General features: G+C 71.6%; 30 protein-coding genes and 2 pseudogenes. 11 read left to right on the plus strand and 21 right to left on the minus strand.

What is annotated here, in order from left to right; translation table 11 throughout:
* Positions 1-25 precede the first annotated feature (25 nt).
* Complete coding sequence (locus tag V6U89_RS22920) at positions 26-1,048, plus strand: helix-turn-helix transcriptional regulator (protein WP_334573396.1); 1,023 nt, start codon at positions 26-28, stop codon at positions 1,046-1,048.
* Here the strand turns inward: V6U89_RS22920 and V6U89_RS22925 are convergent.
* From V6U89_RS22925 to V6U89_RS22950, 6 genes are all read right to left on the minus strand, one after another.
* Positions 1,038-1,469, minus strand: coding sequence for an Hsp20/alpha crystallin family protein (locus tag V6U89_RS22925; RefSeq protein ID WP_334573397.1), 432 nt, complete (start codon positions 1,467-1,469; stop codon positions 1,038-1,040). The two genes, V6U89_RS22920 and V6U89_RS22925, sit on opposite strands and share 11 nt — an antisense overlap.
* 70 nt (positions 1,470-1,539) lie before the next feature.
* Positions 1,540-1,995, minus strand: coding sequence for a GNAT family N-acetyltransferase (locus V6U89_RS22930; protein ID WP_334573398.1), 456 nt, complete (start codon positions 1,993-1,995; stop codon positions 1,540-1,542).
* Positions 1,996-2,005: 10 nt separating this feature from the next.
* Positions 2,006-2,419, minus strand: coding sequence for a DUF6069 family protein (locus V6U89_RS22935; protein WP_334573399.1), 414 nt, complete (start codon positions 2,417-2,419; stop codon positions 2,006-2,008).
* Positions 2,420-2,494: 75 nt separating this feature from the next.
* Positions 2,495-2,962 (minus strand): MarR family winged helix-turn-helix transcriptional regulator, encoded by a 468-nt coding sequence (locus tag V6U89_RS22940; RefSeq protein WP_334573400.1) that lies wholly within the window; start codon positions 2,960-2,962, stop codon positions 2,495-2,497.
* A 52-nt stretch (positions 2,963-3,014) separates the two neighbouring features.
* Complete coding sequence (locus tag V6U89_RS22945; protein WP_334573401.1) at positions 3,015-3,533, minus strand: DUF2087 domain-containing protein; 519 nt, start codon at positions 3,531-3,533, stop codon at positions 3,015-3,017.
* A 55-nt stretch (positions 3,534-3,588) separates the two neighbouring features.
* The gene (locus V6U89_RS22950; RefSeq protein ID WP_334573402.1) at positions 3,589-4,086 is read right to left on the minus strand and encodes a MarR family winged helix-turn-helix transcriptional regulator; all 498 of its coding nucleotides are present in this window, start codon (positions 4,084-4,086) and stop codon (positions 3,589-3,591) included.
* A 69-nt stretch (positions 4,087-4,155) separates the two neighbouring features.
* Between V6U89_RS22950 and V6U89_RS22955 the strand changes: the two genes are divergently transcribed.
* Positions 4,156-5,385 carry an MFS transporter gene (locus V6U89_RS22955; protein ID WP_334573403.1) on the plus strand — a complete coding sequence of 410 codons (1,230 nt, stop codon included), beginning with the start codon at positions 4,156-4,158 and terminating at the stop codon, positions 5,383-5,385.
* Positions 5,386-5,389: 4 nt separating this feature from the next.
* Here the strand turns inward: V6U89_RS22955 and V6U89_RS22960 are convergent, their stop codons facing one another.
* A complete protein-coding gene (locus tag V6U89_RS22960; protein ID WP_334573404.1) occupies positions 5,390-5,779 on the minus strand; it encodes a cupin domain-containing protein in 390 nt (129 codons plus the stop codon).
* A gap of 48 nt (positions 5,780-5,827) precedes the next feature.
* Entirely contained in the window at positions 5,828-6,313 is a 486-nt protein-coding gene (locus tag V6U89_RS22965) for a GNAT family N-acetyltransferase (protein ID WP_334573405.1), read from the minus strand.
* Between the two features lie 49 nt (positions 6,314-6,362).
* Between V6U89_RS22965 and V6U89_RS22970 the strand changes: the two genes are divergently transcribed.
* Positions 6,363-7,112: a hypothetical protein gene (locus V6U89_RS22970; RefSeq protein ID WP_334573406.1), complete on the plus strand. Its 750-nt coding sequence runs from the start codon at positions 6,363-6,365 to the stop codon at positions 7,110-7,112.
* A gap of 10 nt (positions 7,113-7,122) precedes the next feature.
* On the opposite strand, the gene V6U89_RS22975 is transcribed toward V6U89_RS22970, so the two are convergent.
* Both V6U89_RS22975 and V6U89_RS22980 read right to left on the minus strand, forming a co-directional pair.
* Positions 7,123-7,857, minus strand: coding sequence for a class I SAM-dependent methyltransferase (locus tag V6U89_RS22975; RefSeq protein ID WP_334573407.1), 735 nt, complete (start codon positions 7,855-7,857; stop codon positions 7,123-7,125).
* Positions 7,858-7,865: 8 nt separating this feature from the next.
* Positions 7,866-8,447 carry a hypothetical protein gene (locus V6U89_RS22980; RefSeq protein ID WP_334573408.1) on the minus strand — a complete coding sequence of 194 codons (582 nt, stop codon included), beginning with the start codon at positions 8,445-8,447 and terminating at the stop codon, positions 7,866-7,868.
* Positions 8,448-9,104: 657 nt separating this feature from the next.
* Here V6U89_RS22980 and V6U89_RS22985 point away from each other — a divergent pair.
* The 3 genes from V6U89_RS22985 (at position 9,105) to V6U89_RS22995 (ending at position 13,208) form a co-directional block, all read left to right on the plus strand.
* Positions 9,105-10,028 (plus strand): integrase core domain-containing protein, encoded by a 924-nt coding sequence (locus V6U89_RS22985; RefSeq protein ID WP_334573409.1) that lies wholly within the window; start codon positions 9,105-9,107, stop codon positions 10,026-10,028.
* A gap of 285 nt (positions 10,029-10,313) precedes the next feature.
* Positions 10,314-10,769, plus strand: a complete 456-nt coding sequence (locus V6U89_RS22990; protein ID WP_334573410.1) for a VOC family protein — start codon at positions 10,314-10,316, stop codon at positions 10,767-10,769.
* A gap of 969 nt (positions 10,770-11,738) precedes the next feature.
* Positions 11,739-13,208 carry a dihydrolipoyl dehydrogenase family protein gene (locus V6U89_RS22995; RefSeq protein WP_334573411.1) on the plus strand — a complete coding sequence of 490 codons (1,470 nt, stop codon included), beginning with the start codon at positions 11,739-11,741 and terminating at the stop codon, positions 13,206-13,208.
* Between the two features lie 84 nt (positions 13,209-13,292).
* On the opposite strand, the pseudogene V6U89_RS23000 reads toward V6U89_RS22995, so the two are convergent.
* The 3 genes and pseudogenes from V6U89_RS23000 to V6U89_RS23010 all read right to left on the minus strand — a co-directional run.
* Positions 13,293-13,535, minus strand: a pseudogene (locus V6U89_RS23000) (IS1380 family transposase); the annotation flags it as partial.
* Between the two features lie 170 nt (positions 13,536-13,705).
* Positions 13,706-15,151: an amidase family protein gene (locus tag V6U89_RS23005; protein WP_334573412.1), complete on the minus strand. Its 1,446-nt coding sequence runs from the start codon at positions 15,149-15,151 to the stop codon at positions 13,706-13,708.
* Between the two features lie 41 nt (positions 15,152-15,192).
* Positions 15,193-15,735 carry a DUF302 domain-containing protein gene (locus V6U89_RS23010; protein ID WP_334573413.1) on the minus strand — a complete coding sequence of 181 codons (543 nt, stop codon included), beginning with the start codon at positions 15,733-15,735 and terminating at the stop codon, positions 15,193-15,195.
* A gap of 190 nt (positions 15,736-15,925) precedes the next feature.
* On the opposite strand from V6U89_RS23010, the gene V6U89_RS23015 reads away from it, so the two are divergent.
* Together V6U89_RS23015 and V6U89_RS30245 are read left to right on the plus strand one after the other, a co-directional pair.
* Positions 15,926-16,525: a TetR/AcrR family transcriptional regulator gene (locus V6U89_RS23015; protein WP_334573414.1), complete on the plus strand. Its 600-nt coding sequence runs from the start codon at positions 15,926-15,928 to the stop codon at positions 16,523-16,525.
* A 219-nt stretch (positions 16,526-16,744) separates the two neighbouring features.
* On the plus strand, positions 16,745-17,116 hold the full coding sequence (locus tag V6U89_RS30245) for a helix-turn-helix domain-containing protein (RefSeq protein ID WP_442933973.1): 372 nt from the start codon (positions 16,745-16,747) through the stop codon (positions 17,114-17,116).
* On the opposite strand, the pseudogene V6U89_RS23020 reads toward V6U89_RS30245, so the two are convergent.
* From V6U89_RS23020 to V6U89_RS23040, 5 genes and pseudogenes are all read right to left on the minus strand, one after another.
* Positions 17,085-17,345 (minus strand): annotated as a pseudogene (locus tag V6U89_RS23020) (trehalase-like domain-containing protein); the annotation flags it as partial. The gene V6U89_RS30245 and the pseudogene V6U89_RS23020 overlap by 32 nt on opposite strands.
* A gap of 116 nt (positions 17,346-17,461) precedes the next feature.
* Complete coding sequence (locus V6U89_RS23025; RefSeq protein WP_334573415.1) at positions 17,462-18,205, minus strand: recombinase family protein; 744 nt, start codon at positions 18,203-18,205, stop codon at positions 17,462-17,464.
* 594 nt (positions 18,206-18,799) lie between these two features.
* Positions 18,800-19,339, minus strand: a complete 540-nt coding sequence (locus V6U89_RS23030) for a DUF1062 domain-containing protein (protein ID WP_334573416.1) — start codon at positions 19,337-19,339, stop codon at positions 18,800-18,802.
* A 267-nt stretch (positions 19,340-19,606) separates the two neighbouring features.
* On the minus strand, positions 19,607-20,341 hold the full coding sequence (locus tag V6U89_RS23035) for a VOC family protein (protein ID WP_334573417.1): 735 nt from the start codon (positions 20,339-20,341) through the stop codon (positions 19,607-19,609).
* Positions 20,342-20,452: 111 nt separating this feature from the next.
* On the minus strand, positions 20,453-20,941 hold the full coding sequence (locus tag V6U89_RS23040) for a J-domain-containing protein (RefSeq protein WP_334573418.1): 489 nt from the start codon (positions 20,939-20,941) through the stop codon (positions 20,453-20,455).
* Between the two features lie 145 nt (positions 20,942-21,086).
* Here V6U89_RS23040 and V6U89_RS23045 point away from each other — a divergent pair, with 145 nt between their 5' ends.
* The gene (locus V6U89_RS23045) at positions 21,087-21,491 is read left to right on the plus strand and encodes a YkvA family protein (RefSeq protein WP_334573419.1); all 405 of its coding nucleotides are present in this window, start codon (positions 21,087-21,089) and stop codon (positions 21,489-21,491) included.
* A 16-nt stretch (positions 21,492-21,507) separates the two neighbouring features.
* Here the strand turns inward: V6U89_RS23045 and V6U89_RS23050 are convergent, their stop codons facing one another.
* On the minus strand, positions 21,508-22,062 hold the full coding sequence (locus tag V6U89_RS23050; protein WP_334573420.1) for a GNAT family N-acetyltransferase: 555 nt from the start codon (positions 22,060-22,062) through the stop codon (positions 21,508-21,510).
* A 104-nt stretch (positions 22,063-22,166) separates the two neighbouring features.
* Here V6U89_RS23050 and V6U89_RS23055 point away from each other — a divergent pair, with 104 nt between their 5' ends.
* On the plus strand, positions 22,167-22,817 hold the full coding sequence (locus tag V6U89_RS23055) for a LysE family translocator (protein ID WP_154936942.1): 651 nt from the start codon (positions 22,167-22,169) through the stop codon (positions 22,815-22,817).
* A 32-nt stretch (positions 22,818-22,849) separates the two neighbouring features.
* Here the strand turns inward: V6U89_RS23055 and V6U89_RS23060 are convergent, their stop codons facing one another.
* Together V6U89_RS23060 and V6U89_RS23065 are read right to left on the minus strand one after the other, a co-directional pair.
* Complete coding sequence (locus tag V6U89_RS23060) at positions 22,850-23,359, minus strand: NUDIX hydrolase (RefSeq protein ID WP_334573421.1); 510 nt, start codon at positions 23,357-23,359, stop codon at positions 22,850-22,852.
* Positions 23,360-23,368: 9 nt separating this feature from the next.
* Complete coding sequence (locus V6U89_RS23065) at positions 23,369-23,842, minus strand: SDR family NAD(P)-dependent oxidoreductase (RefSeq protein ID WP_334573425.1); 474 nt, start codon at positions 23,840-23,842, stop codon at positions 23,369-23,371.
* 173 nt (positions 23,843-24,015) lie between these two features.
* On the opposite strand from V6U89_RS23065, the gene V6U89_RS23070 reads away from it, so the two are divergent.
* Positions 24,016-24,865, plus strand: an 850-nt coding sequence (locus V6U89_RS23070) for a hypothetical protein (RefSeq protein ID WP_334573422.1), incomplete at its 3' end; no start/stop codon positions are given.

The raw sequence follows: 24,865 nt of genomic DNA on the forward strand, positions 1-24,865 counted from the left end.
CCATGGCGCGCGCTACCGTCGTCGGGTGCGCGCCAGCCGGCTGGTCTCCCTGCTGCTGCTCCTGCAGGCCCGGGGGCGGATGACCGCCCAGGAACTCGCCGACGCGCTGGAGGTTTCGGTGCGTACCGTCTACCGCGACGTCGAGGCGCTCGGCGCCGCCGGCGTCCCGGTGTACGCCGACCGGGGCCCGGCCGGCGGTTACCGGCTGCTCGGCGGCTACCGCACCCGGCTGACCGGGATGACCTCCGACGAGGCGGCGGCGCTGTTCCTGGCCGGAATGCCCGGGCCGGCCGCGGAGCTGGGCCTCGGTGCGGTCCTCACCGCGGCCGAGTTGAAGCTGCGCGCCGCGCTGCCGCCGGACCTGGCCGAGCAGGGTGACCGGATCCGGCAACGGTTCCACCTGGACGCGCCCGGCTGGTTCCGGGACCCGGAACCCACCCCGCACCTGACCGCGCTGGCCGAGGCGATCTGGGATGAGCGCCTGGTCGATCTCCGTTACCAGCGGTGGAAGCGCCCCCGGGAGGTGAGCCGGGTGCTGGCGCCGCTGGGCGTGGTGCTCAAGGCCGGCCGCTGGTACCTGGTGGCCCGGGCCGGGGAGCAGGTCCGCACCTACCGGGTCGCGGCGATCCTGACGCTGACCGTGCGCGACGAGCGCTTCGACCGGCCCACCGACTTCGACCTGGTCGCGTTCTGGCGGGAGTGGACCGACCGGTACGAGCGCGGCGTCTACCGCGACGAGGCCCGGGTGCGGGTCACGGCCGCGGCGCTGGAGTTCATGGCGTACGTCTTCCCGCCGGCGATGAGCCGGGCGGCCCGGGCGGCGGCCGAAGCGCCGGACGCGCACGGCTGGCGGCACACGACGGTGCCGATCGAGTCGGTACGGCACGGGCACACCGAGCTGCTGAAGCTGGGCGCGCAGGTGGAGGTGCTCGCCCCGGCGGAGCTGCGGGAGCTGATGGCGGCCAGCGCCCACGCGATGGCCGCCATCTATCCGACGCCGGCGGACGCGCCGGACGCGTCCACCGGCGACTCCACCGTCACGAGGTGAGCTGCTTGTGCCCGTTGCCGCTGCTGCCGGCGGTGACGGTGACCCGGCGCGGCTTGGCGCGCTCCGCGATCGGAATGCGCAGCGTCAGCACCCCGTTGTCGTACCCGGCCTCGAGGCGGTCGGCGTCGAGGGTGTCGCCGAGGAACAGCTGCCGGGTGAAGGTGCCCATCGGACGTTCGGCGGCGACCAGCTCGACGTTGTCCCCGGTGGGGCGGCGCCGCTCGGCGCGGACGGTCAGCACGTTGCGCTCGACGGTGCAGTCGATGCTGTCGGGGTCGACGCCGGGCAGGTCGAACGCGGCGTAGAAGTGGTCGCCGTCGCGGTAGGCGTCCAGGTGCATGACGGCGGGGCGGCTGGTGGTGCCGAACAGCTGCTCGGCGAAGCGGTCGATCTCACGGAACGGGTCGGTACGCATCAGCATGGTCGTGCCTCCTCGGTTCTCCTGGCCGAAGGTGTCGTAGTTGAGTCGGTGCGACTCAACTTCCTCTTCTCTATTTAGCGCGCCGCGCGCCCGGCGTCAACTCGCGCAGGACCTTTTCGAACCAGTGCTCGGCGTACCCGTCGTCGTTGTAGGCGGGGATCTCGTGGTAGCCGTGCCGGGCGTACAGGGCGCGGGCCTCGACGAGGTCGGCACGGGTGTCCAGCCGGATCCGGTCGGCACCGGACGCGCGGGCGTGCCGCTCGGCGCCGGCCAGCAGCGCGGCGCCGCCGCCGTGGCCCCGGTGGGTGGGGTGGACGAAGACCCGGGTCAGTTCCGCCCAGTCGGGCCGCAGCCGCAGCCCGGCGCAGCCGGCGGGTCGGCCGTCGCGGTGCGCCACCAGCAGCAGCCCGGTCGGCGGGACGAGGTCGCCGCTGGGTGACTCGGCCATCGCCGTTTCGACCTCGCCGGGCCGGACGGGTCCGGGGACGCGGCGGCGGCGTCCCCGCAGCGGGGACGCCGCCGTCATGCGTCGCTCGTCAGCGGGCCCGCCGGGGCAGGAAGGCGATCAGCACCGCGGCGACCGCCAGGTGCATCAGCCCCAGCATCACCTTGGCGCCGGTGGTGGCCTCGGTGGCGACGACGGGGACGAGGGAGAGCAGGGCGATCAGCACCGCGAGCGTGATCCAGATGACGGTGGCCCGCCGGCCGGCGAAGCGCTCCAGCAGGACCAGCCCGGCCCAGCCCACCAGCGCCGAGCCGAGGGAGAAGAGGATGACCGGCCCGAGGTTGACGACGAACGCCGGCTGGCCGGGGTTTTCGACGGTGTAGTCGACCCCGGCGACCGCGCCCACGGTCCAGAGCACGACGCAGGTGAGGACGGTGAGCCCCACGCCCAGGGCGCGGCGGCGCAGGGACGGGGTGGTGGCGGCGGGGTGCGCGGTCGCGGTCATGCGTGCTCCTCGGTCGGGAAACCAGACAGGTGCGACCGTATCAGATAGTCTCGTTCGGGACTATCCTGCTCGGAACTAGCAGGCGGGACGGACGCCGCAGGCCCCGCCGCCGGCGAGCCGGCCGCCGACCAGGGCGCTGATCGAGCGCAGGAACGCGGCGCGGTCGGCCTCCGGCAGGGTGGCCAGCACGTCCCGCTGGATCCGGCCGGCGATCTCCTGCGCCTCGTCGAGGACCTTCTCCCCCTCCGGGGTCACCTCGACCAGCCGCGCCCGCCGGTCGCTCGGCGAGGGCAGGCGGCGGGCCAGGCCGGCACCCTCCAACTGGTCCAGGGTCACCACCATGGTGGTCTTGTCGATCCCGCACAGCTCGCCGATCTGCCGCTGGGTGAGCCCCCCGGGCCGCGCCTTGAGCAGCACGCAGTGCGCGCGCGGGGAGATGCCCAGCCGGGCCAGGCCAGCGGCGTGCTCCGCCATCAAGGCATGGCTCGCCCAGGAGAGCAGGAACATCAGGTCGGGTGAGCCACCGGGCGAGCGCGAGGTCATGCCCCGAGGCTAACAACACCGTCCCGCGCGGGATGGTTTGCGGCCCGAACGGTCACGGCCCGATCCGCCAGTAGATCCCCTGCTCACGGGCGAGCAACTGCTCGTCCACCAGGTGGCGACGCAGGGTCACGTGGTCCGAGCCGCCACCGTCGCACCAGCGCCGCAGGATCGCGTCGACCGCCCGTTCCGGGTAGCGCACGCCCGGCTCGAACGCCGCCACGACGTGGGCCAGCAGCACCCGCCGCCGGCCGCGCTGCGCCGGCAGCCGCACCACCACCCCGTCGCGCAGGAACGTGCGCAGCACCCGGTCCGTCGGCTCCTGCGCGGCGGCGGCCGGTGCCGACGTCCGCGCGGCCTCGCGGAACCGGTCGGCGTCGACCCGCAGATCATCGCCCGCGTCGGCGATCGCGCCGGCCTCGACCAGGCGCCGCAGCGCGGTGGCCACCTGCCGGGTCGGCAGACCGGTGCGGTCCGCCACCGCCGTCGCGTCGGCGGCGCCGAGCACGATCGCCGCGAAGACCTGTCGCCGTACGGGGTCGGCGAGGGCGCCCGCCAGAGTCTGGGCCGTCATGCCGGCCACCCTGCCAGCCGGCTCACCGGCGAGGCCAGGCGTTTTCGCGCCCGGCTCAACCGGTGCTGCGCTCGGCGTGCAGGGAGACCCGCCGCAGCAGGTCGGCCAGGAGTCGGCGCTCGTCCGGGGTGAGCACGCCGAGCAGGCGGTGCTCCTCCTGGCCGATCACCTCGATCGCCGCATGCCAGGCGGCGCGCCCGGCGTCGGTCAGCTCCACGTCGACCCGGCGGCGGTCCACCGTCGACGGGATGCGCCGCACGAAGCCGCGTCGCTCCAGGGCGTCGACCCGGGCGGTCACCGAGGCGGGGGCCATCGCCATGTCGTCGGCCAGCTCGCCGGGGGTGGCCCGGCCGCGCCGCCCGGCGAGAGCGTGCAGGGTGTCGTACTCGTGGGCGGGCAGGCCGAGCTCGGCCAGGGAGCGGTCCTTCACGCTGCGCAGGTGCCGGGTGACCCCGGACATCCGGGTGACCGCGCCCTCGACGTCGGGGTCGAGCTCCGGCAGCACGGGCAGCCAGCGCTCGATGTGCCGATCGGTGCGGTCGCGTGCGGTCATGCCGGTCACTGTACGTCGACAGCTAAATATTCGTTGACGAAATGTTCGGCGTCGAAATACCTTGTCGGGGTGACCCATCCCCTCCGCGTACGCTCCTTCCGGCTGCTGTTCCTCGGCCGTACCGTCTCCGGCCTGGGCGACGCGGTCGTACCGGTCGCCCTCGCCCTGGCGGTGCTCCGGGCGACCGGCTCCACCGGCTCGCTGGCTCTGGTGCTGGCCTGCGCCATGGTCCCCCGACTGCTCCTGCTGCCCCTGGGGGGCGTGGTGGCCGACCGGTTCCACGCCCAACGGGTCGCCGTGACCACCGACCTGGTGCGCTGCGCCGCCCAACTGGTGGTCGGGGTGCAACTGCTCGCCGACGCCCCCTCGCTGACCCACGTGGCGGTGGCTTCCGCGGTCGGCGGCGCCGCCTCCGCCTTCGCCATCCCGGCCGTCGCGCCGCTGGTCGCCGGCACCGTCGAGGCCGACGGGCGGCAACGCGCCAACGCCCTGCTGGGGGTGACCGCCAACGCCAGCCGGCTCGCCGGCCCCGCCCTGGCCGGCCTGCTGATCTGGGCCGCCGGCCCCGGCTGGGCGTTCGTCCTCGACGGGCTCTCCTTCGCCGTCAGCGCCCTGCTGGTGGCCGCGATCCGGGTCCGGCACGTGCCGGTGCCGCACCGTTCCCTCGGCACCGACCTGGTGCGCGGCTGGCGGGAGGTGCGCGCCCGGGACTGGTACTGGACCAGCCTGGTCGGGCACGGCGTGTGGAACGGCGCCGCAGCCGTGCTGATGACCCTGGGTCCCGCGGTCGCCGTGGATCGCCTGGGCGGCGAGGGCGTGTGGGTGCTCATGCTCCAGGGCGGGGCCGTCGGCATGCTGGCCGGCTCGCTGGCGGCCGGCCGGTTCCGGCCCCGCCGGCCCGTCCTGGTCGGCAACCTCGCCCTGGCCACGTACGCGGTCCCGCTGGCGCTGCTGGCCGCCGCCGCGCCCGCCCCGGCGGTGATCGCCGCGTACTGCCTCGCGCTGACCGCGCTGGGCTTCCTCAACCCGGTGTGGGAGACCGTGGTGCAGGGGCAGTTCGCGCCCGAGGTGCTCGCCCGGGTCACGTCGTACGACTGGCTGATGTCGCTGGGCGCGATGCCGATCGGCTACGCGGTCGCCCCACTCGCCGCCGGCGCCTGGGGCGCGTCCGCACCGCTGGCCGGGGCGGCGCTGCTGGTCGCGCTCGCCTGCGCCGGCACCGCCGCCGTGCCCGGCGTACGGCGGCTGGCCTGGCCCGCCGCCCCGGCGCCGGAGCGGGCCGGGGCGGCGGTGGGCTGACCGGTCAGAGCGCGTGGCCGGTGGTGGCGTCCACGTGCTCGGGGACCTCGTCGTGCCGGTCCCCGACACTGGACGTGCCGGACGGCTCGAACATCAGGATGGACGCCCCGTCCACCGAGGACGGCCGGTGCGACGTCCCGCGCGGCACCACGTACACCGCGCCGCGGGGCAGCACCACCGTCCGCTCGCCGTCGCCGTCGCGCAGCGCGATGCGCAGCTCGCCGTCGAGGACCAGGAAGAACTCGTCGGTGTGGTCGTGGACGTGCCAGACGTGCTCGCCGGCCACCTTGGCGATCCGTACGTCGTAGTCGTTGACCCGGGTGACGATCCGCGGGCTCCACAGCTGGTCGAAACCGGCCAGCGCCACCGCCAGGTCGATCGGCTCATCGTTCATCGGCCCATCCTGGCACCGCCGCGCCCGCGCGGGTGTCCGCCGCAGGGCTCAGAGGAAGCGGTGCATGATGTGCAGGCCGACCCGCTTGCCGTCCGGCAGCGCGAACGCCTCCGGCACGGTGCCGATCACCGTGAACCCGAGCCGCCGGTACAGCTCCACCGCCCACGTGTTGGACTCGGCCACCGCGTTGAACTGCATCGCCGCGTACCCCTGCCGGCGGGCCCAGTCCAGGGCGTACTCCACCATCGCCCGGCCGACACCCCGGCCCCGCGCGTCGGCGGAGACCATGAAACTGGCCGTGGCGACGTGCGCGCCCGGCCCAGGCTTGTTCGGGCCGATCTTCGCCGTGCCGAGTACCCGGTCACCGTCCACGGCGACCACGGTCACCCCCGGCGGCGCCTCCACCCACATCGCGCGGGCCGACTCCTCGGTCAGCCCCGGGTCGTAGACGAAGGTGTCGGCCGCGACGACGACCTCCCGCACGATGGGCCACACCTGCGGCCAGTCGGCGTCGGTGAACTCTCTGATCAGCATCGGGGCCAAGCTAACCGCAGCGCCGCCGCCCCGCCAACCGGGTTCGACGGTGCCGAACCGTGACCGGTACGGGACAGCGCGGTACGCACCCGAGCCGGCACCATGGGAGCGTGGCCGTACCCGTCACCGACCGCCCGGACGCGGCAGCTCCCGCCGGGCCGCCACCATCGTGCTGGTAGCCGGCGGCAAGGGCTACTACGACGCGCCGCTGCTGCTGGTGCTCGCCGCCGCCGGCGCGGTCGGCACCGTCGACTGGGCGCGTACCGTGCCGCGTCGGGTGCTGCTCGCCGCCGCCGCTGTCGTCGCGGTCACAGGCAGCGCGGTGCTGCTGCTGCCCACGCTGCCCGCCGACCGGCTGCCCGGCTTCGTCGTCGAGGTCAACTACGACGCCGGGGAGACCATCGGCTGGCCGGCGTTCGCCGACTCGCTCGCCGCCGTGCACCGTGGGCTGCTGCCGCCGGAGCAGCGGCAGCGCGCGGTGATCCTCACCGGCAACTACGGCGAGGCCGGCGCCGTCGCCCGCTACGGCCCCGCACGCGGGCTGCCCCGCGCCTACTCCGGGCACAACAGCATGGCCGAATTCGGAAGACCACCGGCCGACGCCGACGTGGTGATCGCGGTCGGCTGGGAGCGCCCCGACCAGCTGCGCGGCTGGTTCGAGCAGGTCACCCTCGCCGGCCGCGTCGACCAGCGCGTCGACGTGGACAACGACGAGAACGGCGGCCCGATCTGGCTCTGTCAGGGCCTGCGGCGCCCGTGGGACCAGATCTGGGACCAGGAGGTACGCCACGGCGGCTGAGCCGGGATCGTCAGAGCTTCGTCGCCACCACCACGAGCTCGCCGTCGTCCCCCGCACCCACCGGTTCCCCCCGCCAGCCGCCGTGGATGCGCTGCACCCGGAAACCCGCCTGCGCGAGCGAGTTCCGCAACTCCCCCTCGGTACGGAACCGCAGCACCGCGTCGCCGCGCAGCTCACCGTCGGCGAAGCCGAAGTGCCGGGTGAACCGCACGACGCCGTCCCGGGCGTCGGTCACCTCGGTCCAGGTGACCACGACGGAGCCGTCCGGCAGGTGGATGGACCGGCGCGAGTCGACCAGGTTCCACCGCTCCCAGCGCCGGTCGGCCGGATCCCGGGAGTCGAAGAGCAGCCGGCCGCCCGTTCGCAGCGCCCGACGCAGCGCGGCGAGGACCCGCCGCCACTCGTCGTCGTCCACCACGAACTGCGCCACGTGGCTGGTCATCACCGCCACGTCGTACGCCCCGGCGGGCAGCGCCTCCGCGCCACCCTCGATCCAGGTGACCCGGTCCGCGCCGGGCTTGGCGCGGGCAGCATCGAGTGAGGCGCGGGCCGGGTCGACGCCGGTGACGGTGTGCCCGGCGGCGGCCAGGGCGAGCGTCAGCCGGCCGGTGCCGCAGCCGAAGTCCAGCACCCGGGCCGGGTCGACGCCGACCTCGGCGAGGAAGAAGTCGTCGTCGGGGCCCCACGGGCACTCGACGTCGTAGACCGCCACGAGGCGGGGATCGGTGAACTCCGCGTTGCGCACCGCCGCACCTATTCCATGGGGCCGGCGGGAGCGAACCGGAAGTGGATCCCGTTGGGCACGTCGGCATGAGTCAGCCCGGTGATGTCGCTGAAGCCCCTGAGCCGAGCAAGGGCCGCGTCAGCGGTCACCGTGTCGCTCAGCGCCACGGTGATGCCGGCAAAGTGCAACCACGCCTCCGCGGCGACCGATTCGACTCCCAGGCTGTCCAGGTCACCGGACACGTTCGCCCGGACCCGGATGGCCAGGTCGCGCTGCTCCAGTATCTGCAGCTGGATCGCGTCATAGCGATGGTGCGCGAAGTAGTAGACGCTGGCCTCGCCCGGCTCGGCGAAGCGTGAGCTGCTGGCGCTCCGGCCTGCCATGCTCCGCCACCCGTCCGCCTGAATCGGCAGCCACTCGAGGTCCAGGGTGAGTGGGCTGCTCCCATGATCGCGGGACACCGGCTGGAAGGGGAAGTGAAAGCTCCAAGTCAGCTGCGGTGCAAGTCCTAGCGTCGGGTTCTCGAACAACAGCCCGCGCCACTCACCGCCCACGGCCGGAACGAAATCGCTGCGATCCAGGGCGTCCTCGTCACCGGCCTCGTCGATCATCGGTGCAGTCTGCCACCGCGGCGAAGTAAGTGTTGAACGACATGTGAACTTCAGTGAGAACGACATTGTTCTTCAGTGGCTCCGCCGGGGTGAGGTGGTCACTTGATGCTCCAGCCATGCAGTCGACGGCGGAGTCGGTCGGCTGATCATGAGGTGGTCTCCGCGCGGGTGCGGCCGGCGGCGCGTAGTTCGCGTAGGTCGGGGATGTGGTTTTAGAGGGTGCCCGGGCTGACGCCGAGGAGTCGGGCGATGGAGGCGACGCTGGCGTCGGGGTTGGGCAGTAGGTCGCTGGCGGCGCTTACGAGGTCGGGATTCATGACGGTGGGGAGCCTCTTTTCGTTCCGCTCCCACCAGTATCAACCGTGTGCCTGCCGAAAACCTCGTCCGCCCTGGTGAGAGCCGGTCCGCCGCTCGGTACCCCTTCCGCGTCGGCGGGTCACCCGGCCTACTACAGGTGGCCGCTTGGGCGGCATGATGACCTGTCGTGCTGATGCGATTGGCCTATCTGACGGTGTCGAACGTGTTCGCCGTGCTGCGGCTTCTTCCGGTCGGTGACCGGGACAAGGACGCGGAGATCCTTCCTTACGGCATCAACTCGGCGTCCTTCAGCGGCAACTTGGCGACCGACGTATCTGGTTCAACCCGGCCGACCGGGCGTTGCTGGCGGCGCTGCTGCAACCGATGCCGCGGCAGGCGTTGCGCGGGTTGCGGCTGCTGGTACGCCCAGACACGATCCTGCGCTGGCACCGGGACCTGCTCGCCCGACAGCACGCCGCACGATCGCGGCCGAAACGCCCGGGGCGGCCACCGACCCTACGGTCGATCCGTGCCCTGGTCCTGCGGCTGGTCACCGAGAACCCCGGATGGGGATACCGCCGCGTGCACGGGGAACTGCTGGTCCTGGGCATCAAGGTCGCCCCGTCGACCGTGTGGGAGATCCTCAAACAGGCCGGCATCGACCCCGCACCCGACCGAGCCTCCAGCACCTGGGCGCAGTTCCTACGCTCGCAGGCCGACGCCCTGCTGGCCTGCGACTTCTTCGAGACCACCACACTGTTCGGTACCCACATGTACGTGCTCGCGGTCATCGAGCACACCACCCGCCGGGTACGCATCCTCGGCGCCACCGCCCACCCGACCGCCGCCTGGGTCACCCAGGCCGCCAGAAACCTGGCCATGGGCCTACAGGACGCCGGCGTACGGGCCCGGTACCTAATCCGTGACCGGGACGGCAAGTTCCCCGACCTGTTCGACGCGATCCTGTCCGATACGGGAATCGAGGTGATCCTCACCGGCGTCCGCATGCCCCGTATGAACGCGATCATGGAACGGTGGGTACGCACCTGCCGCCGGGAACTGCTCGACCGCACCCTCATCTTCAACCAGCGCCACCTGCTGCGGGCACTCGGTGAGTTCGAGCGGCACTACAACGAGCACCGACCACATCAAGGCATTGCCAACGCCCGACCGCTGGCTACACTCCCCCAACCGCTGACCGACACGGCCGCGATCAGCCAGTTGCGCATCGAGCGAAGTGATCGACTGGGCGGCATCCTCCACGAGTACCGACGTGCCGCTTGAGCAGCACGGACGAGGTTTTCGGCAGGCACAGGGTCACGGACCCTCGCGACGGACATCCGACCAGCACAACCTCCGGATCCTCCCGTGACATGGTCCAATCGGGGGTAGCGTCCGGCGGTAGGAACAGCGGCGGCAGTCGCCGCTCCCGGTCCTTGATCACAGGGGCGTTGATCCGGCCTTGGTGACTGATGGCCGGCGGGAGCCCGGGTGGTCCGGGGCCGGGACCAAAGGGTTCCCGCCGTCGGGACAGAACACCGCAGACAGGGCGGACAAGGAGTGGGTACGATGCACGTCAATCTTGAGGTGGTCACGATCCCGGTGTCGGATGTCGACAGGGCGATGGAGTTCTACCGGGATCGCCTGGGCTGGCGGCTGGACTTAGACATCGAGGTCGGCGAGGACGTCCGCGTCGTGCAACTGACCCCGACTGGTGACGGCCATACGTCCATCGTGTTCGGCAAAGGCCTGCCGATAGCCGCTGCACCGGGGTCGATGCGGCACCTAGAGCTGGTGACCTCCGACATCGTGGCCACACGGGAGGAACTGGTTCAGCGGGGCGTCGACATCACCGAGGTCTACCACGGCCCCGGCAGCCCTTTCTGGCCCGAGGCGCGCCAACCCGGCCCCGACCCCGAACGTAAGAGCTACAACTCGCACGCCTCATTCCAGGACCCGGACGGGAACGGCTGGACGCTGCAGGAGGTCACTACCCGCATGCCGGGTCGCGAGGCCCGTTCGTGACATTACAAGCCGCGTCCTTGCTCCACCACCTACCGCCTGCCTCACACATGTCGATTTTCGACTACGCCCGGGCCGAGTAAAGGAGTCGTCGCACCACTCCCCCGCCAACATCGACTTCCCCGCCGTCAGCCAGACGAGCAGCGCGTGACTTCCCGCCGGCTGTCGTGGGAGTTCATGTCGGAGGGGGGACACGGACCGAAGCCCCACCGATGACGATGAGCGCAACCCTGAAGCTCCCGCAAGTCTAGCCGTTCACGCGCACCCGGCCCGGCGGCGGCGGCGACGTGTGGATGACGACGACGGGGGCCACAGCTCGTCGTCTCGGACATCGAAGAGGCCCGCGCGGAGCTCGTCGGTCGCGGCATCGAGGTGAGCGAGGTGTTCCACGATGCCGGCGGGACCGTGTACCACGGCCACGACGGCGGAGACGTCGTCCACCGCGCCGGCGGCCAGGCGCGGATCGCTGGCCCCACCCCACCCGTGCCGACTACGGCTCCTTCGCCACCTTTAGCGACCCGGACGGCAACGGCTGGGTACTCCAAGAGGTCAAGAAGCGGGCCCCCGGCCGCTGACACCACCTCAGCCAGCGAGGGCGCGACGAGCCGGCACCAGCCTACGTGGCGGCCGGCCCGTTCCGCCCTCGGTCCGACACCGGCGCCGGACCGCTGCCGCCGGGGCGCCCTCCGCGCCCCAAGCTTGACCACAGCCATACGCCGTACCGTGCCGCAGCTGGGCCGGCCGGGGACGGGCACAACGGCGCCCAGCCGAGACCCAGGCCCGGGTCACGGCCCTTTCTAGGCGACCCGAGGCGCGACCTCGGGCACCGTCGCCGGCATGCAGCGGCATCAGCGGGCGCTTCGGTGGCGGGCCGGCGTACCGCAGACACGACCAGGGAGCCTCGGCCCGGCAGCCCCGCTTCTGCGGAAGCCGCAGTCTAGACAGAGTCTCAGACGCAGTCGTGGAGGAGCAGTGACGAACGAGGCACCCCGCACCTACGACGTGGTCGTCATCGGCGCTGGCCCGGTCGGCGAGAACGTGGCCGACCGGGCCAGCGCCGCCGGGCTCAGCACCGTGATCGTGGAGCGCGAACTGCTCGGCGGCGAGTGCTCTTACTGGGCCTGCGAGCCCAGCAAGGCGCTGCTGCGGCCGGTGCTGGCACGCGCCGACGCCCGACGCGTCCCCGGGCTGCGCCAGGCAGTGGCCGGGCCGCTGGACGTCGAGGCGGTCCTCGCGCACCGTGACAAGATGTCCGCGTACTGGAACGACGAGAACCAGGTCGACTGGCTGAACGCGGTTTCCGTCGACCTGATACGCGGCCACGGCCGGCTCGACGGCCCCCGCCAGGTGGCGGTGCAGACCCCTGACGGCGACACCGTCCGGCTGAACGCACGGCACGCCGTCGCCATCTGCACCGGCACCAGCGCGGCCCTGCCCGACACACCCGGACTCGACACCGTACGCCCCTGGACCAGCCGTGAGGCCACCAGCGCCGACCACGTACCAGGCCGTCTTGCCATCGTCGGCGGCGGCGTGGTGGCCGTCGAGATGGCAACCGCCTGGCAGGCGCTCGGCGCCCAGGTGACGATGCTGGTCCGCGGCGACGCCGGACTGCTGCCGAGGATGGAGCCGTTCGCCGGCGAGATGGTCGCGGACGGGCTTCGCGAAGCCGGCGTCGACATCCGTTTCGGGGCCTCTGTGACATACGTGGCGCGCGAGGACGGCGAGGTGCGGATGACGCTGGCCGACGGCGCAGAACTGGCCGCCGACGAGATCCTGTTCGCCACGGGCCGAGCCCCGCGGACGGCGGACCTCGGCCTGGAGACCGTCGGTCTCACCGCGGGCGACTGGCTGACCGTGGACGACACCGGCCGGGTGACCGCCGTCGCCGACGGCTGGCTCTACGCCGCCGGCGATGTCAACCACCGGGCACTGATGACCCATCAGGGGAAGTACCAGGCCCGGATCGTCGGCGCCGCCATCGGCGCCCGCGCCAAGGGAGAGCCGGTCGACGACGCCAGGTGGGGCGCGCACGCAACGACCGCCGACGGCGCGGCCGTGCCGCAGGTCGTCTTCACCGACCCGGAGGTCGCGTCCGTCGGCCTGACCACGCGCGAGGCGGAACGGGCCGGACGCCGGGTCGAGGTGGTCGACTACGACATCGGACGCGTCGCGGGCGCGCACCAGTACGCCGAGGGCTATCGCGGCCAGGCCCGTATGCTGGTCGATGTGGACCGCGGAACGGTGGCGGGGGTCACCTTCGTCGGGCCCGGCGTCGGAGAACTGCTGCACTCGGCCACCGTCACGGTCGCAGGCGAAGTGCCGGTGGAACGACTCTGGCATGCCGTGCCCGCGTTCCCGACGATCAGTGAGGTCTGGCTGAGGCTGCTGGAGACCTACCGGGGCCGGCAGCAGGATCAAATGCTGCCGCCGGAAGCTTGAGTTGTTGCCGGCTCTGTTCGATCGTCTGCTCCGCCGCCACATCCCCGCTGAAGGCCTGTGCGACTCTGTTGCCTAATTCCGGGCGCGCAGCACGTCAATATCGCAGATCGCCTCGCCACCATCGGCGATCATCACCGCCAGATCGACCAGTACCCGGCCCCGATCATGGACCGGCCACCAACCGGTCCGGGCCAACCCGGCCGACAACGCCGCGGTCAACCCCGCCCGGTCGGCCAGCATCCGCAGCAGTGCCGCCCCCACGTGCGACACCACACCCGAACCCTCCGCGGTGACCCGCAGATCCTTCGACCACGCCGTAAACTGCACCTCGGAAGTGCCTCCCTCGTAGAGAAACCTGTAGATGTCGCAATCACAAGTTTCCCTTGCAGGAGAGGCACTTTCACTCATCTACACGCCGACGAACGACCCATCTCGACGATCACCGTGAATCGCCAGGTTAGGCCGGTGCACCTCGTGTCGAGCAGCACCAGTCAGGGTCAGGCGGGTGCGGGCAGCGTGCCGAGAACGCTCTCGACGCGGAGTGCCAGGGCAAGAAGCTCTTGGTCGTGGCCGTGTGCGCCGTTCAGTTCGATCCCGATCGGCAGTCCGCTGCTGGTCAGCCCTGCCGGAAGACTGATCCCCGGGATGCCTGCGCCGCTGGCAGGAACCGTGTTCTTGGACAGGAAGAGATGCGTCACGGCTTCACCTGCGACGCTGAACTCCCACTGGTCAGCGATGGCCGGCGCGGGCGCAGGGGTGGTGGGGAAGATCAGGGCGTCGAAGCCGTCTCGTGCGAACACATCACCGAGCCGCTGCTGCAGCTTCGGACGGTCGACGGCGAGAGTGCCGGCGTACTCCTCATCCGAGAGGTAAGCGGGGGCGCCCGGCACGACGGTGGCGCTCCACACTGCGTGGAGTTGCGGCTTGAGTCCGTCGTGGACGTCGTCGAACGAAACCGGGTAGTCGTTCTCGCGGAGGAACTGGGTCACGGCCTGCTGCGTCTCACGGAGGAACAGGTTCCACGCCGTCCGGTCCGCAAGGTCGGAGAAGTCGTCTCCGAGGTCGATCTCGACCACTTCGGCGCCGGCGTCGCGCAGGCGGCGCACGGTCTCCCAGAACTGCTGCTGGACGTCGGGATCGACGAGCTTGAGATAGTACTTGGGGGCGTAGGCGAACCGTGCACCAGTGAGGCCAGAAGCCTCAGACGGGGAAACGATCGCGCTGCCCCCGACGATCTGGTCGACCAGGATGCAGTCCTCGACGTTGCGAGCCAGGAGCCCTGTGGTATCGAGCACATGTGAGACCGGGGCTACTCCGCCTCGCGGCCACCGCCCGGTGGTCGGCTTGTAGCCGACGACGCCGGTCAAGGCCGCGGGGATCCTGATCGAGCCAACAGTGTCCCCGCCGAACGACGCCGGCACGATACGAGCGGCGACCGAGGCGGCCGAACCGCTTGAGGATCCGCCTGACAGGTGGTCCCGCTTGTACGGGTTCAGCACCTGTCCGTACTCGTCGTTGTGGCCGGTGATCCCGTACGACATCTCGACGAGGTTGTTCTTGCCGAACACGATCGCCCCGGCGGCTTTGACGGCGGTGACGGCCTCGGCGTCCGCCTCGGGAACGAACTCCTTGAGGGCCTTCAGGCCGAGCGTGGTGGGAAGATCCCGCGTCTGGTAGCTGTCCTTGATTCCCACCGGGACACCGAGCAGGGGTGCCGTGGAGCCCGCGGCGCGTGCCTTGTCAGCAACGTTGGCCGCCTCGAGCACAGCCGAATCGTCGATCGTGATGAACGAGTGGATATCCGAGTTCCTGCGTGCTTGGCGAAGGAGTGCGGCGGCGTAGGACTCGGCGGTGGTGTCGCCGCGGCGGATCGCGGCGGCGGCAGCCGCGACGCCGAGCTCTACGAGCTGGGTGTCGCCGGCTCGTGCTGTGTCATCGAGCATGATTTCTTCCTCTGGATCGTTGTGGGGCCGATTCGTCGCGGTCACTGGTTCACTGGACCAGCGAAGAGCGTGTCGGGTACGGGCACATCGAGCACCTGGAGCAAGTGGATAACTTTGCGGTCCAGTTCTTCCCCGACAGCCGTGATTTCCGGGGTGTCGAAGCTGGAGAACCGAGTGCTGGGCTGATCGATTGAGAACCGAGTGATGCCCAACTCGTCGCGATGGATCGCTGCCCCCAGCGGGGCGTAGAGCATCACTGCCGGGTCGTGCCGGTACATCCGCTCGGCGATGGTGTGGTTGCCCATCAGGTAGGAGGAGCAGTCACCTGCGTCCCCGGCGAGCTGCATGGTCCCGCCGACGTCGGTGCTCCAGAACCGCATGAAGCCGTGCGGGGCGTTGTCCGCTGCCGCGCGGAGAACAGTGTCCCAGTCGGCCCGGTCGGCGCGCAGCCGCTCCATTCGCTTCGTGTCCAGCACGGGCACGACGGCCTCGTATCGAGCACGGAAGTCCGCGAAGGACGCTCCGGTGTCGATCGACCAGCGGACGACCTGATGGGGGACGGAGATGAAGGTCTGGTCAGACATTCGGTGCTCGCTCCTCTCGAGTTCGTGGCAGCGGCCCCGGGGCCCCCTGGCCAAAGTAAAATGGTCGATGTACTTCGTACTGTAACCGATCTTTTGCACCAAGTAAGACGATCGCTATACTTTGGGGATGGCTACAGCTGAGGCGACCGCTCCCGCAACGAGAGGCGGTCGGGGTGCGCGGGAAAGGATCTTGAAGGCTGCTGTCGAGCTCTTCGCGCGTGATGGCATCCATGCGACCGGCATCGCGAAGCTGACGGGCGCGGCTCGCGTATCGACTCGAACCCTGTATCAGCACTTCCCGAGCAAGGAAGCGCTGGTGAGCGCCTACCTCGAGCGCATCGAATCCGAGCCGGACGGGCCAGCACAGGTCGAGACCGCTCTTCAGCGCGAAGATCTGACTCCGCGCGAACGACTCATTGAGCTCTTCGCTGAGGGCTCGGAGGACTCCCGGTCAGAAGCCGTGGTGAGAGGCTGCCCGTTCCACAACGCCGTGGTCGAAGCGGCCGGGACGATGCCCGATGCGACAGCCTTCGTCGAACGCCACAAGAAAGAGCTCACTGCGAGACTGATCGACAACGCCGCGGCGGCAGGCGCCCGCGACCCGGAGGACCTTGGCCGCCAGCTCGCAGTCCTGTTCGAGGGAGCGCGAGCTCTGTCGGCCTCGCTGAACGACTCACGCCCATTCCAGGACGCCCGAACCCTCGCGACCATGCTGATCGAGCAGGCCACCGGTCACGCCGACGAGGCGCCGCACCGCACCGCGGGTACGGGACTTTCCGCCCGCGCCTAATATTTCGTAATTGAGATCGTTTACGTGCTTTGGTGTTACTTCGTGTTGGGTGCCTGCGGTGTGTGGGTTTGACGTGGGAGCAGCGGCAGAGTTGTCCAGAGTGGTCGGTGACCGGTCGGTGGACGCGGTGGTGGCTGGACGGGCGCGGATGGTGCTGTGGGGGACGAGGGCTACACCGCGGAGGAGGTCGCAACCCTGGCCTCGGCGTCGCGTCCGACGGTGAACACCTGGGTACGCCGCTACCACGCCTACGGCCTGGCCGGTCTCGCCGACCGGCCCCGGCCAGGTAAGCCGGCGGTCGTGCCCGGCCCGGTACGGGCGCGGATCCTCGCCCTGACCCGGACGACCCCGCCGGAGGTGACCGGCCTGTCGCACTGGTCGAGCCGGGAGATGGCCTCCCACCTCGCCCGACACGAGGACATCCGGGTGTCGCACAACTTCGTCGCCGACCTGCCAGTTCGACGGATCCGCAGAGCCCTTCCACCTCCCGGACCAGGACCCGCGGCGACCGGCGGCCGATGCCGTGGCCGCGTGCCCCGGGCTCCAGCGCGAGCCCGTCGGTCACCGCCACCTCGCCCCGGTCGGTGGTGAAGACGGTCCGCAGCACCAGGGTGTCCGCGAGGTAGGCGCGCCGGACCTGGAACGGCTCGCTCGGCCGCAGCGACCAGTGTCCGCCGGTCCCGTCGAGCAGCCGGTAGAACACCGACGGCCCGTCGAACCTGGCCGGGCACCACCAGTTCACCGAGCCGCTCACGTCGACCAGCGCGGCGCTGAGCCCGTCGGCCAGCAGCCCGTGATCGTTGATCCGCACCTCGCCCACCCGCAGCGGCTACCCCGCGCGCCCCCGGTCAAACCGGGCGGACGGCCTGGCGATCCGCCCCCAGTTGGGTCGGGCCGAAGCGAAGCAAGCCCAGGGTGGGGCCAAATCAGACCGTCCTACAGCAGGCGGTCGTACTCGGCCAGGTCGGACGTGAGCTGGGTAGCGGCGATCTGCGCGGCGAGGTGCTGCTGCGCCAGCTGCGGCGGGAGCAGCTCGGGCAGTGCTTTGTAGATCGTGCTGCGGGACACGCCGACAAGCTTGGCGATCGCGCTGATCGAGCGGTCCGGCTCTGCGAGCAGCTGACGGGCGTAGGCAAGTTTCTCGGGGGTCATCGCTGGCGGCCGGCCGAGTCGTTGCCCGCGGGCGCGGGCGGCCGCCAGGCCTTCGTTGGTGTTGGCCACGATGATGGTGCGGATGAACTCGGCCAGGGCCGCGAACACGTGGAAGACGAACATGCCGCCGGCGGTGGTGGTGTCCAGCTTTTCGTGCAGCGACAGGAATCCCACGCCTTGGCGCTTGAGCCGGCCGACAATCGCGATGAGGTCTTCCAGGGAGCGGCCGAGACGATCGAGGGACACCACGGTCAGGGCGTCACCGGGTCGAACGTAGTCGAACATGCGGGCCAGCTCCGGCCGGTCGGCGTTCTTGCCCGAAGCCTTGTCGAAGAAGCAACGGGCGCATCCGGCCGCGGTCAACGCCGCCTCCTGGCGAGCGAGGTTCTGCTCCCGGGTCGACACCCGTCCGTAGCCGACGAGCACCCCGGACAGCGGGGCCTGCGCGAGCGGATCGTCCGGAGCGGACGTGGAAGCGGTCATGCGGTTCAGGGTGTCCGACAAACCTGTGATCGGCTTGTTGGACACGCCGACTTTCTGGACAGGTTTGTTGGACAGCTCTGACCGGCAGGCGGACCCTGTCTTGATCTTGTTCAGGAAACGATCGATTCTCGAACAGCCCCCAATGGCCGGCCCGTCAGCTAGATCAACTCCTTGGCGCTGGTTCCGCTGGAAGCCAGTCGGGCGGGCCGAATCGCCGAACCGATCTTCTTAAGCCCGAAGATCGAACCACTGAAGATCGGTGACGCGCCCACTGAAGGACGTTGTCGTCCCTACTGAACGCCCGCGTCACCAGCCAATGAAGAGCGGCTGGCGCTCAACATGGCCCGGCTCGTGCGCCAAAAAACCTATCGCTCCGATAGGAAGCAACAGAACAGACATTATGATGCATCGACCCTTTGCCCGTTATGTCCACCCTGATTACTGAATTGTCGTTACCGGTTATTCAATAAACAGACAATCATGCCTGACTGGCGGCCTGTAGAGGTTGGCAGCGTCAGCCCAACGAGGGCTTGACCCAACTGCGGGCCGCACCGTTCTGTGACGGATGTGGCGTGCGCCTCCGGCATGGTTCGGGGATGTAGCCGGGCGCGCCGAGTGGCCCGCCCGGCTACATCCCCACTAGTCCCCGGCCACCACAGTGAAGGTGAATCCGGCGCTCGTCGGACGGCGCAGCGAAATGTCGCACTTGATCCGGCGCAGTACCTCGTTCCTGCTGAGGCCGAGCCCGTGCGCGATGAGCCGTTCCGGGCGCACCGGTACCGGATCCTCGAAGACGACCTCCACCTGGACCGGCCACGCCTCGTCCGGCCATGCCGGCGGGGTGTCCAGCCGCCAGGCCCCCGTCCAGTCCAAGCTGAAGCGGTTGCGTCGGGCGAGCAGCGGATCCAGCAGCCTGGACGCCACCAGTTCCGGATCGTTGACGCCGTAGCCGTGCAGCTCGGCCGGATCGAAGGAGCTGACCGGCGTTCGCTCGTGGACGGTGAGCTTGCTCGTCCGGTCGCAGGACACGCAGCGGACCAGCAGCCACACGTCCAGCAGCTTGCCGTTGGCGTTGACGCGGAATCTGCCCTCGGCGGTGGTGGCCGACTCCGCCCGGCAGTTGACGCACCGCAACGACAGCAGAGGCAGCCTGGTCCGACGAACGACCCAGGGCAGCACGATATGAGGTTGTGAAGACATGATCTCTCTCTGGACCTGACACGAGGCCGATTACGCGCGCGGCCTCAGACGCTGTACGGCCGGGGCGCACCAGGGCAGCCCGGCAGAACCGACGGAGAGCGTCGGCTACAGGTGAGCGGAAGAAGGTGTCAGGTCTAGAGAGCGGGCGGGGTCACGCGTTTGTCCTCTGTCCTCACGGCGACGGGGCCGCAGGCAACCTACGGGAACGCGGCCGGAGGGCTCAAACGGTTTTCGACCGAGACTTCGTCAGCCCGGGGTGAGGACGCAGAACTCGTTGCCCTCGGGGTCGGCGAGGCACGTCCAGGACACATCACCCTGGCCGACGTCGGCGCCGGTGGCACCGAGAGCCTCCAGCCGGGCCACCTCCGCCCCCTGATCATCACCGGAATACGGCCTCAGGTCGAGATGGACGCGGGTCCACACGGTCTTCACGGGCGTGCGAAGGAACTCCAGATACGGCCCGACACCCTTGGCCGAGCGCAGCACCGCGTGATCATCGGTCACCTCGTGCAGGGTCCAGTCCATTGCCTCGCCCCAGAACCGGGCCATCGCCCGCGGATCCGCACAGTCAACCACCACCGCGGCGATCGGCCCGGTGTCCCGGTAGATCTCCCGAGGTTCCAACACGCAGAACACGTTGCCCTCCGGGTCGGCCAGAACCGTCCACGGGACATCGCCCTGGCCCACATCCGCGGGCGTCGCACCGAGATCCTTCAGGCGCGCGACCAACTCCGCCTGATGGGCCGCAGAGGTGGTGGCGAGATCAAGGTGCACGCGGTACTTCACGGTTTCGGGGTCCGGGACGGTGACAACATCGACGCAGACGGCGATGGGGTCCGGGTAGGTGAAGGCCACGGGTTCGACGTTGGTCACACCGGGTCCCTCGCTGGACAAACCCCAGCCGAGCGCTTCCGCCCAGAACCGGCCGAGGGCTTGGTCATCCCGAGCCTTGAAATTGACCTGAACAAGTCGCAGCGCCATCCCGCCAACCTAATGCCCCGGCGGATCAGTGTGTGAACCAGCATGTGGGCCATCCGCCACTCCCGGCCAGAGGAGGCCAACCGTACGGCCGGCACCCGCGACGGGGCGCGGTCAGCGCGAGCGTCGCCACGGAAAACGCCAGCGGCGGCGCCGGGCCGGCCGGCCGGCGGTGGTCGCCGGCTCGGTGGCAGCGGCCACGACCGCCGCCGACCGCTGTTCCCGGTCGGCCCGCCAGCGTCGCACCGTCTCGTCGACGTTGACCGGCCGGACCACGACCCGCGGGCCGGTCGGGGTACGCAGCCAGGCCACGATCTCGGTGTTCAGCGCGGCCACGTACGCCCGGACGGACTCCTCGGTGGGCAGGTCACGGACCTCGCCGGGGACCTGCTCGACCCGGCGGCGCAGTTGCAGCGGCGTCGGCAGCAGCAGATCGCTGGGCAGTGCCTCCCGCTCCAGGAAACTCTTGATCCACCACGACTCGTCGTAGGGGGCGCCGCGGCCCGGGATCGGCTTGCCCATTCCGGGCAGGTTGTCGAAGTCGCCGCGCTCCACGGCGGTGCGGATCTGCGCCTCGACCGCCGCTTCCCACGCGTTGCTCACGTCACCCACCTCCCCGAACCACCGTATCCGCCGTACCGCCGAGGTTCAGCGTGCCGGCGCGGCCGGGCATTCCCCGCCGGCGGGTGGTGGCGGCGGCCGGGGCGTAGATTCCCGGCAGGGTCGACGCGGGGCGGAGGAGGGCAGCGTGCGGGACTGGCTGATCGGGCTCGGTGTGGCGGTGGCCTGCCTGCTGGCGAGCTGGGCGCTGCTGGTGCTGCTGGCTCGGCGGCTACCGCCGGGCATTCTGCGCGATCTGGCCGCGTTCATCCCCGACTGTCTGACCACGGTACGCCGGCTGCGCGCCGACCCCCGGGTCCCCCGCAAGGCGAAGATCGCCATCGTGGTGGCGGGCCTCTGGCTGGCCAGCCCGATCGACCTGATCCCGGAGTTCCTGCCGGTGATCGGCCCGCTGGACGACATCGTGGTGGTCGCCCTCGCACTGCGGTACGCGGGCCGGCAGGTGCCGCGTGAGGTGCTGCTCGCCGCCTGGCCCGGCGAGCCGCGCCTGCTGCTGCGGCTGCTCGGCCCGCCCCCCACGCCGCCGGCCTGAGCCGCGCCGGAGACGGTCAGTCCCGCCAGCGCACGTGCCGGTGCCCGTCACCCGGGTACGGCGGCCGGGCGGGCAGCACCTCCACGAACCGGTATCCGCTTTTCTCCGCCACCCGGCAGGACGCCGGGTTGTCGACCTCGTGCAGCAGCTCCAGCCGGGTCAGCCCGGTGGCGGCGAAGCGGGTGAACGCCCACCGGCTCACCGCGTCCACCGCGCGCGAGGCCACCCCGCGGCCCCGGGCCGCCGCGGCCGTCCAGTAGCCCACCTCGGCGTCCGGCCGTCCCGGTGTGACGTCCTTGAGCAGCACGCAGGCGACGAGCCGCTGCCCGTCGTCGACCGGCTCCGTCTCGCAGACGGCGAAGCAGAAGCGGCGGCCGGCTGCCCAGCCCTGCCGGTGCCGCGCCACCCAGCGGCGGGCGTCGGCGGCGGTGTGCAACGGGCGCCGGGTGCGCGCCCGCAGTTCCGGATCGCGGTAGATCTCCAGCAGCGCCTCGACGTCGTCGTCGCGCCACGGGCGCAGGACCAGCTCGGCGGTGGACGTGGTGGCGGGCAGCCGCAGGACGACGGACATCACAGCAGTGTCACCGCTGAACGGGCCGGCGCAAAGATCCGGTGCACACGGGGCGGCGGTTCCCGGCGTAGGGTCGGGGCGAACACGGGGAGGGCGGTGCGGCGATGGTCACGGTGGGCGCGCTGGTGGGGATCGGTCTGGTGGCACTCGGCCTGGTGCTGACGCCCGGGCCGAACATGGTCTACCTGGTGTCCCGGTCGGTGACCCAGGGCCGCCGCGCCGGGTTGGTCTCCCTGCTCGGGGTGGCGGTCGGTTTCCTGGTCTACCTGGCCGCCGCGGTGGCCGGCATCGCCACCGTCTTCGTGCTGGTGCCGCCGCTGTACACGGCGGTGAAGCTGGCTGGCGCGGCGTACCTGCTGTGGCTGGCCTGGCGGACGCTGCGCCCGGGTGGGCAGTCGGCGTTCACCCCGACGCCGCTGCCGCCGGACCGGCCGCGCCGGCTGTTCACCATGGGCCTGGTCACCAACCTGCTCAACCCGAAGATCGCCATCCTGTACGTGTCGCTGCTGCCGCAGTTCGTCGACCCGGCGCGCGGCCACGTCGCGGTGCAGAGCCTGCTGCTCGGGCTGACCCAGATCGTGATCGCGCTGACGGTCAACGCGCTGATCGTGCTGACCGCCGGTTCGGTGTCGGCGTTCCTGGTCCGCCGGCCGGGTTGGGCGCGGGCGCAGCGGTACGTGATGGGCACCGTGCTGGCCGGCCTCGCGGTGCGCATCGCCGCCGACCGCTCCCGGGCCGCCGTCGCCACCGGCTGACCCGTCCCGACCGCACGGTTGGGCACCGAGCCTCAGAGGGCGTCGGGTCGGCGCAGCGCCCGGTGCCGCTCGCCGGGCCGCGCGTGCCAGGTCGGGGCGTCGTCGCGCAGCGTGGTGTCGATGCGCAGCCGCGCCCACTCGTCCAGCTCCGGCAGGTCGTCCGGGGCGAACCAGCCCACCTCGGTCGACTCGTCGCCGTCGGCGCGCGGTTCGCCGCCCACCGGCGCGCAGCGGAACCACACGTTGAGGTACTCGCAGACGTCGCCGTTGGGATAGACCACCGGGTGGGTGGCGACGCCGCCGACCCGGTCGACCCGGACCCGCACGCCGGTCTCCTCGAAGACCTCCCGCACCACGGCGTCGGCCGGCTGCTCGCCCGGGTCGACGATGCCGGCGGGCACCGACCAGCGGCCGTTGTCGCCCCGCCGGGCCAGCAGCACCCGCCCGGCGTCGTCGCGCACCACGCCGCTGACCCCGGGCAGCAGGAGCAGGTCGTGGCCGATGTGGGCGCGCAGCCTGGTCACGTACGCAGGGACGGGCACCGGCACACGCTAGCCGGTGGCGTCGCGGTGCCGGCGGACCATCCCGGCGGCCAGCGGCGCCCCGTCGAGGTCACCGGCAGCGATCCGGCCCGCGACGGTACGGCGCACCATCCGGTCGGCAAGCGCGGGCGCGTGCCGGGCGAGGGCCAGCTCCAGCCGGCCCCGGGTCGTGGTGGCCACGTCGCGGGGCGCCCGGCGGGCGGGGGCTGCCCGCAGGATCGCCGCGACCACTCCGTCGACGGGTTCCAGCCGGGACACCCCGCCCAGCGACAGGCCGGCCTCGGCGGTGCTGTCGTGGATCGGTGAGGCGACCATGCTCGGGTAGACGACGCTGACGCCGACGTGGGTGCCGACCTCGTGGCGCAGCGCGTCGGCGTAGGCGACCAGGGCCGGCTTGCTCACCCCGTACGCGGCGGCGAGGGGCAGCGGCAGCACCGCCATCCGGCTGGCCACGAAGATCACCCGGCCGCGGGCGGCGACCAGGACAGTGCGTCACCCAGCCCGACGCGGCGCTGGACGCGATCCGCTGGGGCTTCGGGCTGCTGCCCGCCGCGGCGCTGCTCGCGGCGCTGCTGCTGCAACGCCGCTACACCCTGGACCGTACCGCCCGCGCCGGGGACTGACCGTCCCGACGCCGGCACTAGACTTCCGCCTCGATGGACGCCCAGCCCGCCCCCGCCGACACCCGCCCCTGCGCCCACTGTGGACGGGACGTCCCGCAGCGCGTCGGCGCCGGCCGGCCGTTCCGCTACTGCCGGGACAACGACGGCGCCTGCCAGCGGGCCTCCCGCAACTCCCGGATGCGGCACCGCACCGCTCCCGGCCTGCCGGGACAGGTGGCCCGCACCTGGGAGGCGGTGGACCGGCTCGACCAGATCGTCGAGACGCTGACCGAGGCGCTGCACGCCGAGCTCTCCCCGGCCGGCGTGGAACGTCAGCTCGCCCAGCTGCGCGCCGAGACCGCCGCCGACGTCGCCCGGGCGCACACCGAGCGCGACGAGGCCCGCACCGACGCCGAGACCGCCGCCGCCGAGGCCACCCGCGCCCGGCAGGAGGCCCGCGCCGCCGCCGCCGAACGTGACGCCGCCCTGGCCCGCGCCGAGCAGGCCGACGCGCGGGCCGCCGCCGCGCGGGACCGCGCCGACCGGGCCGAGGCGGACCGGGACGTCGCCCGCCGCGAGGCCAGCGCCGCCGAGGCGCTGCGCACCCAGGCCGAACGGGACCGTGACGCCGCCCGCCACGAGCTGCGCGGCCTGCGCGTCGAACGGGACACCGACCGGCAGCGTGCCGCCGACCTGACCGTCGAACGCGACGCCGCCCGCGCCGACGCCCAGCGGGCCACCGCCGCCGCCGCCGAGGCGGTGCGGCAGGCCGAGCGTGCCGCGGCCGAGGCCGCGCGGGCGCGTACCGAGGCCGACCGGCACGCCGAGCAGGCCCGGCGGGCGCACGCGGAGGCCGCCGCCGCAGCCGGCGACCGGGACGCGGCGCGGGCGGCGGAGTCGGGGG

The sequence above is a fragment of the Micromonospora sp. CPCC 206171 genome (assembly GCF_036906755.1).
Taxonomy (GTDB): Bacteria; Actinomycetota; Actinomycetes; order Mycobacteriales; family Micromonosporaceae; genus Micromonospora; species Micromonospora purpureochromogenes.